The organism is Phaeobacter sp. NW0010-22 (assembly GCF_040365955.1).
Taxonomy (GTDB): Bacteria; Pseudomonadota; Alphaproteobacteria; order Rhodobacterales; family Rhodobacteraceae; genus OMPR01.
The window spans coordinates 178,533-190,568 of record NZ_BAABWT010000008.1 but is presented as its reverse complement, the minus strand read 5'-3'; the positions used below and the strand labels follow the sequence as shown (position 1 = coordinate 190,568).

General features: G+C 55.3%; 11 protein-coding genes. 9 read left to right on the top strand and 2 right to left on the bottom strand.

The window, feature by feature from the left end; genetic code table 11:
• Positions 1-27 precede the first annotated feature (27 nt).
• Positions 28-1,470, top strand: a complete 1,443-nt coding sequence (locus ABWV33_RS17650) for a M20 family peptidase (RefSeq protein WP_353332618.1) — start codon at positions 28-30, stop codon at positions 1,468-1,470.
• Positions 1,471-1,484: 14 nt separating this feature from the next.
• Here the strand turns inward: ABWV33_RS17650 and ABWV33_RS17645 are convergent, their stop codons facing one another.
• Both ABWV33_RS17645 and ABWV33_RS17640 read right to left on the bottom strand, forming a co-directional pair.
• Positions 1,485-2,429 carry a LysR substrate-binding domain-containing protein gene (locus tag ABWV33_RS17645; RefSeq protein ID WP_353332616.1) on the bottom strand — a complete coding sequence of 315 codons (945 nt, stop codon included), beginning with the start codon at positions 2,427-2,429 and terminating at the stop codon, positions 1,485-1,487.
• Positions 2,430-2,440: 11 nt separating this feature from the next.
• Positions 2,441-3,226: an aspartate dehydrogenase gene (locus ABWV33_RS17640; protein ID WP_353332614.1), complete on the bottom strand. Its 786-nt coding sequence runs from the start codon at positions 3,224-3,226 to the stop codon at positions 2,441-2,443.
• Positions 3,227-3,372: 146 nt separating this feature from the next.
• Here ABWV33_RS17640 and ABWV33_RS17635 point away from each other — a divergent pair, with 146 nt between their 5' ends.
• The 8 genes from ABWV33_RS17635 (at position 3,373) to ABWV33_RS17600 (ending at position 12,020) form a co-directional block, all read left to right on the top strand.
• Complete coding sequence (locus ABWV33_RS17635; protein WP_353332612.1) at positions 3,373-5,490, top strand: xanthine dehydrogenase family protein molybdopterin-binding subunit; 2,118 nt, start codon at positions 3,373-3,375, stop codon at positions 5,488-5,490.
• A complete protein-coding gene (locus ABWV33_RS17630; protein ID WP_353332610.1) occupies positions 5,487-6,440 on the top strand; it encodes a dihydrodipicolinate synthase family protein in 954 nt (317 codons plus the stop codon). Before ABWV33_RS17635 ends, ABWV33_RS17630 begins: the two co-directional genes overlap by 4 nt.
• Positions 6,441-6,581: 141 nt before the next feature.
• Positions 6,582-6,920, top strand: a complete 339-nt coding sequence (locus ABWV33_RS17625) for a hypothetical protein (protein WP_162930708.1) — start codon at positions 6,582-6,584, stop codon at positions 6,918-6,920.
• Between the two features lie 232 nt (positions 6,921-7,152).
• Complete coding sequence (locus ABWV33_RS17620; RefSeq protein ID WP_353332608.1) at positions 7,153-8,445, top strand: LicD family protein; 1,293 nt, start codon at positions 7,153-7,155, stop codon at positions 8,443-8,445.
• A 168-nt stretch (positions 8,446-8,613) separates the two neighbouring features.
• Positions 8,614-9,009, top strand: a complete 396-nt coding sequence (locus ABWV33_RS17615; protein WP_113822078.1) for a RidA family protein — start codon at positions 8,614-8,616, stop codon at positions 9,007-9,009.
• A gap of 250 nt (positions 9,010-9,259) precedes the next feature.
• Complete coding sequence (locus ABWV33_RS17610) at positions 9,260-10,261, top strand: TRAP transporter substrate-binding protein (protein ID WP_353332606.1); 1,002 nt, start codon at positions 9,260-9,262, stop codon at positions 10,259-10,261.
• Between the two features lie 5 nt (positions 10,262-10,266).
• Positions 10,267-10,761, top strand: coding sequence for a TRAP transporter small permease (locus ABWV33_RS17605; RefSeq protein ID WP_113822080.1), 495 nt, complete (start codon positions 10,267-10,269; stop codon positions 10,759-10,761).
• On the top strand, positions 10,758-12,020 hold the full coding sequence (locus tag ABWV33_RS17600; protein ID WP_353332604.1) for a TRAP transporter large permease: 1,263 nt from the start codon (positions 10,758-10,760) through the stop codon (positions 12,018-12,020). The genes ABWV33_RS17605 and ABWV33_RS17600 overlap by 4 nt, the downstream gene beginning before the upstream one ends.
• Positions 12,021-12,036: the final 16 nt, after the last annotated feature.

Genomic DNA, 12,036 nt, shown 5'->3' with positions numbered 1-12,036 from the left:
GCCAAGGGATTGATCAGGGGGCGTGACATGCGCAGAATTTTCGGGTGGCTTTTTGGAGCCCTTTTTGTGCTTATCGCCGTGCTGGCCTTTAAAACTTGGCAATACAAACCCGAGGTTCAAAGCGAAGCGACCGCCTTTGATCTTGGAGCTGATTTGGAGCGGGCGACAGGCGCGCTGTCTCAGGCGATCCGGTTCGAAACGATTTCGCAAGGGGACCATCAGGCGGCGTTCGACGGGTTTCTTGCGTTTCTGCAATCCCAATTCCCGAAATTTCACGCCACGACTGAGCGGACAGAGCTTGCCAACAATACGGTTCTTTACAAGTGGGCAGGTTCAGATCCGGCGCTGGCCCCGGTGTTGCTGGCGGCACATTCTGATGTCGTGCCAATTGCATTTGGGTCTTTGGACCGGTGGAGCTATACGCCGTTTTCGGGTGAAGTTGTGGATGGCTATGTCTGGGGTCGTGGCACGCTGGACAACAAGGGCGCATTGATCGCTATTCTTGCTGCGGCCGAGCATGTGGCGGCGACAGGATTTGCACCGCAAAGGACGGTGTATTTCAGTTTCGGTGGCGATGAAGAAGTCGGTGGTAAGGGTGCAAAATCTGTTGCAGATCACTTGATCAAATCCGGGGTGCGTCTGGACTGGTCGTTGGACGAGGGGTCTTTTGTTCTGGATGATGTTATTCCCGGTCTTGATGTGCCTGTGGCCAGTATCAACCTGTCGGAAAAAGGATATTTGACCGTCACATTGATTGCCGAAGCCGCGGGGGGGCATTCTGCTTTGCCGCCCCGTATTACGGCTGTGGGGCGGATTGCCCGTGCGGTTGATCGGTTGCAATCGACACTCATGCCCGGTGGATTGGACGGTGTATCGGCGGAGTTCTTTGACAAGCTGGGGCGGTACTTCTCGCTTGAAAAGCGGGTTTTGTTCGCAAACCAGTGGCTGTTCTCACCCGTGTTGGAAGAGGTTCTGTCGGGGGCCGCAACAACCAACGCGATGCTGCGCACAACGACCGCGCCGACCATGTTGTCGGGGTCGAATAAAGAAAACGTATTGGCGGCACGGGCTACGGCCAAGATCAATTTCAGGCTGCACCCGCGCGATAGCATTGATGATGTGATCGCCCACGTCAGGGAAACGATTGACGACGATCAGGTCGTAATCGAAGTGAACCGGGATTTCGCGAGCGAAGCCTCGCCCGTTGCGCCCACCGACACCGAAGGGTTCAGGCAGATCGAACAGGCCATCTATTCAACATTTGGTCCGCTTGCCTCTGTGCCGGGCCTGACAATTGCCGCGACGGATTCACGGCACTATGCGCAGGTGGCTGATGCCGCCTATCGGATCAATCCGTTCATTGTGAAGAATGATGACATCGCGCGGTTCCACGGCATTGACGAGCGGTTGTCGATTGAGAACCTGAACCACGGGATCAACTTTTTTGGCAAACTGCTGCTGGATCAGTAACGGGTTAGGGGCTGTTACAGTGTCTCGGCGGCAAGCCGCAGGGCGTCGAGGAATGCCACCCCGGTGGGAGAAAGTGTGCTGTCCTGACGATAGGATACGCCGACGGGACCGTCGCCAAAAGGGACGTTCCAATTCAACCGCCGGAGCGTTCCATTTTCCACATCCTGCGTGATGACATGTGCGGGCATCAGGCCGATGAAATCGCGCGCCTGCAACAAGGATCGGTTGGTCAGGTAGGATACGGATTCCAACGCCAATGGCGGCAGGTATTGATCCTGATTGACGAAAAACTGATCGATCTGGCGCCGTAAACTGGTTTCGACCGGCGGCAAGATCCAGCCATAGGGTTTTAGGTCTTCAAAGCTGTGGGTCATTTTTTGGGTCAACGGATGGTTCTTGCCCACCAGTGCCACGATCCGTTCGTCAAATAGCTTTTCTTGTACCAGATCTGCGCGGTGTCGGTGTGTCGACAAGCGCCCCACAACAAGGTCAATTTCCCCGGATCGAAGCGCTGGCATCAGAACTTCGTTGGTGCCCTCGACCACTTTGATCGCGACGTTTGGGCGGGCTTTGAGCACCGTATCTATCGCACGGGGCAGCAGGTGAGAGGAGGCTGCGAGCAAGGTTCCGATCACGACCCGGCCGCTGTTGCCTTCGTTGAGGTCATCCAATTCCTGCGCGGCGTTCGACACTTGGGCAAAGATCAGTTTCCCGTGTCGGATTAACGCCTCGCCATAGGGGGTTGGGACCACGCCGCGGTTGGTGCGTTCAAACAGTAAGACCTCAAAATCCAGCTCGAGGTCTTTGATCATCTTTGTGGCCGCGGGTTGCGATACGTTCAACTCGCGCGCGGCATTCAGGATATTGCGGTGCTTGCCGACGGCCACCAACAGGCGCAGCTGTTTCAGCTTGAGGCGTGTCAGGACGCGTTCGACGATACGGGTGTGGCTGGCGGGCAAGGGGAACCTCTTTAAAACCGGATGGCCAAGGCGTGTTGTTGGATCGTGCTGACGACGCTCATCGCGGCAAGGGCCGAGCTGCGGGGATTGTCGGGCAGGGCTTGTCCTTCGATGCGGAAGTTGAAGGACCCAAAATCACCATGGGCGTGGATTTCGTGGATGTTCCGGTCAACCGTTGCATCGGCGATCAGTTCGACCTCGGTGGCATCAAAGCCTACCCCGGCCAATGCAACCGCTGCGGCGACGTTGGCGTTTTTGGGATATTCTAACGCGGCTTGGCGTGCCGAGCCTTGGAAATGGGTTTTGGCCCCATCTTTTAGATCAGACAGATCCAATTTGCTTTCTGCGGCGGACCCGCGCCACCCTTGCGGGGGTTTGCGTCCGATATAGCGCACCGATTTTAGCGTGCCGACCTGAGCGCTGCGCAGGGTGTCGAGTGCGCCAATGGCACCAGTGGCCAGCACGAGCGTTCCGTTCCCTTTGGTGGCGGCTTGTTGCAAGGTTTTGTGCAACTCTTGGTCCGCCAATGCCCCGATCGAGACCGTTACCAAAGTGTATCCAGCCCGCAGTATATCTGGCCCATAGTGTGCAAGGGCCTGATGGCCGGCGCAGTCTGCGATCAGATCAAGGTCATCCGGGAACTGTACGGGGTCTGAAATGAGGGTTGGCCCGTCATTCGGGGCGTGGGACACGCGATCTGGGCGCACCAGAATGGTGTCGATCTGATGCCCGGAAGACATCAGGTGGTGCTGTGCATATCGCGAGATTGAGCCGTTGCCGATCAGACCGATTTTCATGCGTCCCTCCGAAAGTTCTGTGTAGTATACTTTGGCTCTGGCGCGATAGGTATTATTTTTGGTTATACCGGGATCGGATAATTGGATTTGGATTCTGGCTGTGTTTTTGTCCTAGTGGGCCTGACAGCAGAAATTGCGAGTGGCGCATGACGGTTCAGCAACATTCCTATATTGGCAGGTCCCCGGACAAGCGGGAGGACCGCGTGTTTCTGACCGGGCAGGGGTGCTATACGGACGATGTGGCGCTTAGCGATCCGCTGCATGTCCATTTTGTACGCAGTGATGTGCAATGTGGTAAGATCATTGAAATCGAGATTGATGTCGCGTCACAGGCGGATGGGGTTTTGGCGATCCATGTGGGCGCAGAGATGGGAGATTTAGGGAAGCTGGCCATAAATCCGGTGCTTCCGATGATGTTCACTCCGGATTACCCGATCCTTGCAACCCAAACCGTTGGGGCGGTGGGACAACCCATTGCTGCGGTGCTTGCAGGGACAAAATCGCAGGCCGTTGATGCGGCAGAGCTGGTTTATGCCGATATCGCAGATGGAACAGCACAGAGCCGTGATCTGGCGGCGCAGCATTGGGCATGTGGGGATGTGGATGCGGAATTTGCGCGCGCTGCGCATGTGGTGGATTGCACGGTTCAACACTCCCGTCTTGCGCCGTCGCCAATGGAGCCGCGCGCCATCGCGGTTGCGTATGACGATGTGACTCAATCGGTCACAGTTTGGCATTCAACCCAGACCCCACATCGAACCCGATCTGAGTTGGCCGCGATTTTGGGGCTGGATGCGGGGCGTATCCGGGTGATTGCATCCCATGTTGGCGGGGCATTTGGGATGAAAGCCTCGCTGTATCCAGAGGATGTATTTACGGTTTGGGCAGCGTTTCATCATAAGCGCGATGTGAAATGGACCGCGACCCGATCCGAAGAGTTTCTGTCCGCGACCCATGGCCGGGGCGTCACCAGTCATGGACAACTTGCCTTTGATGAGGACGGGACATTTCTGGCGTTACGTGCGGATGTGTCAGCGCCGCTTGGAGCGTGGGTGCCAAACAGCGGATTGATAACAGGGTGGAATGCGGCGCGGGTCTTGCCGTCGGGATATCGTATGCCAGCTTTGGACATATCGACCAAAGCGGTGATGACGAACCTAGCCCCGACGGGAATTTACCGGGGGGCGGGACGCCCGGAGGCCAACGTGCTGATGGAGCGTCTGATCGACAAAGCGGCCCGTGTTTTGCACTGCGACCCGTTTGAGATCCGCGAACGGAACCTGTTGGATGCGGCGGCGTTGCCGCATGAAACGGCAACGGGAAATGTTCTGGATTCAGGGAGTTACGCGCAGGCGCTGTCGATGTTGAGGGAAAAGGCCGGCTATGATGCCTGTCTTGCAGATCGCGATGCGCGGTGCGCGCAGGGGGAGCTGGTCGGGGTCGGGGTTGCGTTTTACGTCGAACCCTCGGGCAACGGGTGGGAAAGCGCGCGTGTGACGTGGGATGGTGATGGGCGCGTTCAAGTGGCCAGCGGCAGTTCCTCGCAAGGGCATGGGCGTGAAACGAGCTTTGCGCAGATTGCGGCGGATGTGTTGAATGTCTCGATAGATAGGGTCAATGTCACGATGGCGGATACCGCCACATCCCCAGAAGGGATCGGGGCGCTTGCCAGCAGATCAACGGCGATAGGGGGCAGCGCGGTTCTGAAGGCCTGCGAAGAGATCAAAGCGCGCCACGCCTCTGGCGAGACCTTACCGTTGAGTGCGGACATCCGGTATGAGAACAAAGGGCAGGCGTGGGGGTATGGCGCGTATCTGGTTGTGCTTTCGGTGGACCGGGAAACCGGGACGCCGCACCTAGAGCGCGTGACATGCGTGGATGATGCGGGGCGTATTATCAACCCTACTCTGGTTGACGGGCAGATCCGTGGAGGGTTTGCACAAGGTCTGGGCGAGGCGCTTATGGAGCGTGTCGTTTATGACGAGGATGGTCAGCTGTTGACCGGGTCGTTCATGGATTATGCGCTGCCCCGGGCGTTGGATGTGCCTGCGCTTGAGATCCACAAATTTGAAACGCCAAGCCCAATGAATGCTTTGGGTGCCAAGGGGGTTGGCGAAGCCGGAACCATTGGGGCGCCCGCGGCCATTCTAAATGCGGCTGTTGATGCGCTCAGCCCTTTGGGGGTGCGTGATCTGACGATGCCCCTGACCAGTCAAACGCTATGGCAGGCCATCTGGGCCGCCGAACAAGGAAACGCGACATGAAATACACCAAATCTGAAGCTAAGGATTATGCGCGCGAGACCATGCGCGGCATTTGGGCGGCTGCTTTGAACCCGTTTCACACGGATGGGTCGTTTAACGAAGCGGGCCTGCGTCAGAACATTCGCCATTGGATTGATGATCTGGAGATTCAGGGCCTGTTTATTGCGGGTAAGCAGGGCGAGTTTTTCTCGATGAGCTTGGAAGAGCGCAAGCGGAACATGACGATCGCCGTTGAGGAATGCGGAGAGGCGGCTGGCACCATCATGTCGATTTCCGATCAGAACGTGAATACGGTTCTGGAGTTGGGCCTGTATGCGCAAAGCTGTGGTGCGGATTACGTGGTTGTTCATGCGCCGGTTCTAAGTTTTTGTCATGATCGTGACGAGGTTTTATATAATTATTACAAGTACCTGTGTGATCGCTTGGATATAGGGATTGCGATGTGGAGCCACCCGGATTCTGGCTATTTGATGGAGCCTGAAACCTGCGCTCGTATTGCTGAATTGCCCAATATTGTTGCCATCAAATATTCAGTCCCGCGCGACATGTATGTGCGACTGACGCATATGATTGGCGACAAAATTCATGTCTCGACGTCGTTGGAAGATGATTGGTTGGACAACATCCAAGAGCTGAATTGGAAGCTCTATCTTTGTTCATCGCCTCCCTATCAGCTGCAAACGAAGAATGACAAACGCATGCATGAATATACCGAATTGGCGTTTGCAGGCAAAATGGACCAAGCTCGCAAGGTCCGTGACAGTTTGGACCCGGTCAGAGCCGCGATAAAGCGCACCAAGCCCGGTGGAAAGCCGACGGCGCATGGCAAATACTGGCAGGAACTGCTGGGTCAGGTTGGGGGGGCGGTTCGTCATCCAATGCTTGAGCTGTCTCAGGCTGAAAAAGACGCGACACGGGCCGCTTTTGAACAATGTGGTCTACAGCTCTGAGATAGGTGTGCGCCCTGGCGGATTTGCCGGGGCGGTCGCAACCGATGTTAAGGTTCTGCCGCTTTGTGGTGGTCGTTGCAATTTGATTGGCGCGATCCTATCAGTACTACTGTCTCACCACCTTGGATATGAAGCCTGACAATGGAAGAAACGCCGGCACCTAGTGTCACGATACGACAAGGCGATTTGCCTGAGCTTTTTGCACAAAACAGGTTGGGCGATTATCCCGTAGCTGTGCGTACAACCCGCGAAGTAATGGGCGGTGGGTTTGCGGATCAAGGCAAGCATCCAAATACCTGGACGGTCTATTTCTTGGTCGATGGTCAATGGGCGTTGGTTGAATCCGCGCGGGGGCTGAGACGTGAATGGTCCAGTTTAGACCGGCTGGAAAAGTGGATGCGAAACCAAGGATTTAGGTTCTTTTGGGTGAGAAACGATATCGACCCGGCTGAGCCACTTCCCGTTTCCACACCTGAATAGGGCTTATGGCGCCAGAAAGAGCAGCGTTTCGCTGTCTTTCAAATCAACTCATTTTCAATAATGCATTCAGTGCAACAGTCACTTTTTGATTTTCGACCCTGAGCCCATGATGCTTGCGGGAAGTCTAATGCGCTGATTAGGTGAAATCAGATTGAGGACGGGAAGAAGCGAAAAGCTCGCCGTCTCAAGCTAAATGAGAACAGGCATTTTGAGCAGCGGGCAGCACTTTCATATGGCAAATTTGACCACTAAGGGACGAACGTCGATCGTTACGCACCACACGAGCGGCGGATCTGCAACGCTGCTTGAACGTCTGAAGTTTCATGGCGTGCCAGAGACGGGGTCGTTGAAATTATCTGGTATTGTCGTTTTTGCGAATGATTTTGGCCCCAGCCCAAAGGTGGAGTTGCGGTTTGAAGACAATGTTGTGCCTTTGACATTTTCGCAGAGTGCGGGAGTTAGCCGGAAACTTGATGGTCAGTCTAATTCGGCACAAAGTAGAATTGAGGAAATCATCATACCAGAGGGCGCGGCAACCATGGATTTGGTTGTCCATTGCGAGCAAAGTGGAGAGCCGCAAAAGATTTTGAAACTGGTCGATCAAAAATTTGCTCAACCCAGTGATGACCTCCGCCAGATCCATCAAGACGCGTTGGCAATGACGCACGAAAGCTCGATCAAAGAGGCGCGCCAGCTGAACCGAAGCCTTAAGAGTGTTTCGGACGAATATTCCAATTTGCCTGAGTATTTGGAAGCAAGGGTATTGATCTCGTCCAAGCTCAAGATAATGCCCACGAGAACGGTTAAGCAGATGATCAAGCTGAGAGGCGTGAGAACTGTGAATGATGATAGCGAAAAGTTCGAGGCGTTTGCCGAGAAGCTGTCAACGTTACTGAACGGGGTTAACCTGTCTCACCACGGATTTGCATCCGGGTTTGGGGCCGACGAAGACCATGACTCCATTTGGGATCATATTCGCCAGCTGTCTGTTGAGCTTGAGAAAGAAGGGCTGTCCGTGTTCATAAACTCGGGGACGCTACTTGGGTACGTGCGCAGCAAAGAGCTTATTGAACACGACGATGATATCGATCTAGCGGTCGTTCTAAGCGCGAATAGCGTTTCTGAGGTGGTTCGCGAATGGGTGGCTTTGGAGGCGACGCTGGAAAGGTTAGGTTTGCTTGATCATGTTAACAATGAAATCGTCAAGCATAAGGGGTTCTATAAGCTTAGAACTATTGGGGACTATCAGGTCGATTTGTTCCCCGCTTGGGAGGTCGATGGAAAGTTTTTTGTTTGGCCGCATACATTTGGAAATCTTGATAGGGAAGATGTCCTACCCTTAGAGGAAACCAACATCGATGGGGTGAAAATGCCTGCCAGGCCATCAAGAATGCTCCAGCTGAATTATGGTGATGATTGGATGATCCCAAATAAGTTTTGGTCGTTTAATTGGTCTAAAGCCAAAACGAGGTTTTCTGAATTTCTGGCGCAGTTGGATATAGCGCGGGCCGAGGGTCGGAAATAATACCTCACCCTTGCAGCCATATGCCAACAACAGATCGCTTTGCTCCTGTGGGCGAGTGTTGGTGGTGGTCGGTTTAGACGTGGCGTCACCATTGCTGAGCTGCGGCGTGTATTGGTGGCCCGGGGCGTAAAACACGCTAGGCTTGCCAAAATTCCAAAGGAGATCCCCATGACCGTATCCCGCATCGGCACCCAACCTGTTCTGCCCAATGGTGTCACCGTGCCATTGATCCCTGCAACCCGCTGTGCGGGATTGATATTTTGTTCGGGCGCTTTGGGTGTGGATGAAAATTTCAAGATCGTTGACGGTGGGATCGGGGCGCAGACGCGTCAGGCCATTGCCAATCTTGAACAGGTTCTGGCATCGGCCGGGGCCACTTTGTCGGATGTGGCCAAAACAACGGTTTGGCTAACAGATCTGGCGGATTTTGCTGAATTCAATGCAGCCTATGCCGAAGCCTTTGGGGAAGGTGTACCTGCACGGTCTACCGTTACTTCGGCTCTTGCCATCCCCGGTGCGCTGGTCGAGATCGAGGCCATCGCGGCAGACCCCAACGCGGGATGATGTGCGTCTAAATTCCACAGAGGCGGTTGAATCATTTGATGAATCCCGCCTCTGAACGCGCTCAAATGTGGGCGCGACATGTCCCTTGGCACAATGCGGATGAGGTTATTTTACTCAACGTCACAAGCTTCTTCTAAAAATAGAATTTGAATTCTAATTCTATAAATTTCTATCCTGCGCTCAGGACGCCGGGATTCGGCGTAGGAGAGGATAGGGCGCGACCATCTGCGTCTGTTTAGGGAGAAGACTGATGATCCACGCGCTTGTAAAAGCCGCTGCTGCCGCTGTTGTTGCGGTCGCGCTGACCCCCGCAGCAAGCTTTGCCAAGACTGAGCTTAAGGCGGCCACTCTGGCGCCGGAGGGCACGCCTTGGTTTGATTTCCTCAGCAAGTGGGAACAGGCCGTTGAGGCCGCCAGCGACGGCGAAATTGACATTCAGATTTTCCCCAGCGCGCAGTTGGGCAACGAATGGGAAGTGTGGAACAAAGTCGCCAAGGGTCGGATTGAAATCGGTCTGTTCAGTGCTGCGGTGATGTCCGAAAAAGTGCCGCCTATGGCCTTGATGAGCACCCCGTTCCTGTTCGACAGCGAACAGACCGCCTATTGCGTCTACGACACTGAATTGAAGGGTGAATTCACCGAATTACTTGAGGATCGGTTCAAGGTCATTTCGTGGGGCGAAACAGGCTGGGTACAGGTTTATGCTCAGGATGATCTGTCAGATGTGGCAAATGCAGATGGCTATAAGACCCGCGTGGCCCCACAGGCGATGTCGCGGACATTGTGGGCGTCAGTCGGGGCCAACGGTGTTGAAATCCCGTTTGCTGATACGCCTGCGGCTTTGCAAACCGGGCTGGTGCGCAGTGGTGAGGCGACAGGCATTTCCTATGTGGCCTTTGGCCTGAACAAGGTCGCGCCGCATTTGATGCTGACACGTCACATGCATCAGGCCGGGTCGATCATGATGGGCAAAAAGGTCTGGAACAAGCTGAGCGAAGAAGAGCAGGCCATTCTGATCGACAACATGCCGGACCTGAACGAGTTGCGTCAGGGGGTTATGGGTGTCGAACAGTATCTGATCGGCAAATACGAAGAGGCGGGCGGTCTGGTCCAACATCTGACCCCGGAACAGCGCGCCGCTTGGAAAGCCAAGGTTGAACCGAATTGGCCTGCGTTTGTCGAAGACCTTGGCCCCGAGGCGGTTGCGTTGTGGCCGCGCGTTCTTGAGGCCAAGAAAGCCTGCGGTGAGTAATAGGGATGCAGATCAGCCGTCGCATTCTGTCGGGATTGTTTGCTGTCGATGTGACGGTTGCAATCTCGGCCTATGTCGCCATTGCCGTGTTGTTGCTGGGCGATGTGATCTTGCGGGAAACCGGGGGTGGTTCGTTATGGGGCGCCCAACGGATTTCTGTCTATCTGATGATCGTCATCGGGTTTTTGGGACTTGGGCTTGCGGCGGCTAAGGGGCGGCATTTGCGGCCCCAATTTCTGGATCATGTGGTGCCCGCGCGGTTTTCGGAAACTGCGGACCGGATCGGCAGCGGTTTGATGGCGTTGATCTTTGGCGGATTTGGCGTTGTTGGCGTGCAATTTGTGGCTGAAGCGATCGAATACGGCGACATGGCGCGGATCATCGACATCCCGTTGTGGTACATCCAATTGGTTGTTCCCTATGCCTTTTTCTCGACCGCGCTGCGCTATGTTCTGTTTGCTCTGCATCCTGAGTTGCGCCCGCAGGAGGTTCTGGAATGATCCTGTCTCTTGGACTGTTGTTTCTGGCGCTTGGGGCTTTGATCCTGCGCGTTAACATTGCGGCTGTTTTGCTGTTGGTCGGGGCCTATGTGCATCTGGCCTGGGGCGATGGAGAGCTGACCTACATCATCGAAGACATGTGGGGCGCCATCGACAAAGAGGTGTTGCTGTCGATCCCGTTGTTTCTGCTGTGTGGCTCGGTCATGGGCAAAGGCGCGATTGCTGAACGCCTGATCCGGGTGATGCGGTCGCTGACCGCGCCGGTACCTGGGGGCATGGCGTTGGCAACGATCCTGACCTGTGCAATTTTTGCTGCCATTTCCGGGTCCAGCGCAGTAACGCTGATCGCGGTGGGTTCCATCGCCTATCCGGCCCTGATCAAGGATGGGTATTCCAAAAGTTTCGCCCTTGGCGCGCTGGCCACTGGCGGGACGTTGGGTGTGGTGATTCCGCCCTCGATTCCGATGATCCTGTATGGGATCGTGACCGAGACCTCGATCGTGGATCTGTTCACCGCCGGGATTCTGCCGGGGCTGTTCCTGACGGTTCTGTTGGGCAGTTACACCGTGTTCGCCAATCGCCATGTTGCACGTGAACAGTTTTCGATAGGGGAATTTGGGTCGGCGCTGAAATCGGGTATCTGGTCGCTGTTCATGCCGGTGATCCTTTTGGGCGGGATCTACTCCGGGTATTTCTCCCCAACCGAAAGCGCCGCTGTGGCGTTGGGGTATTCGCTGATCGTTGAGCGGTTTATTCACCGCCAACTGTCTTTGCGCGACCTCTATGATACCGCGTTGGACACGACCACCATGATGGGGGCGCTGTTCCCTCTGCTGGCGATTGCGCTGAGCATCAACCTGTTGCTGACTGCTGAACAGGTGCCATCACAACTGGCGGACTGGGTCGCTGGCTTTGTAGAAGACCGCACCACGTTCCTGTTGCTGGTCAATGGGTTGCTGCTGATCGTGGGCTGCGTGATGGACATGGCATCCGCAATTTTGATCCTGGCCCCCCTATTGCAGCAAATGGGCGAAGTCTATGGCATTGATCCGGTCCATCTGGGCGTGATCATGACCGTCAATCTTGAGATCGGTTTGCTGACACCCCCTGTTGGCCTGAACCTGATCATCGCCATGACAGCCTTTCGGGAACCCTTCAGCCTAATCGTACGCGGGGTGCTGCCGTTCATTGGCATCATGCTGTTCGGGCTGATCGTAATTTCTTTTGTGCCTGCGTTGTCCTTGTGGCTGGTTGGATGAACAGGGATGTGAGGAG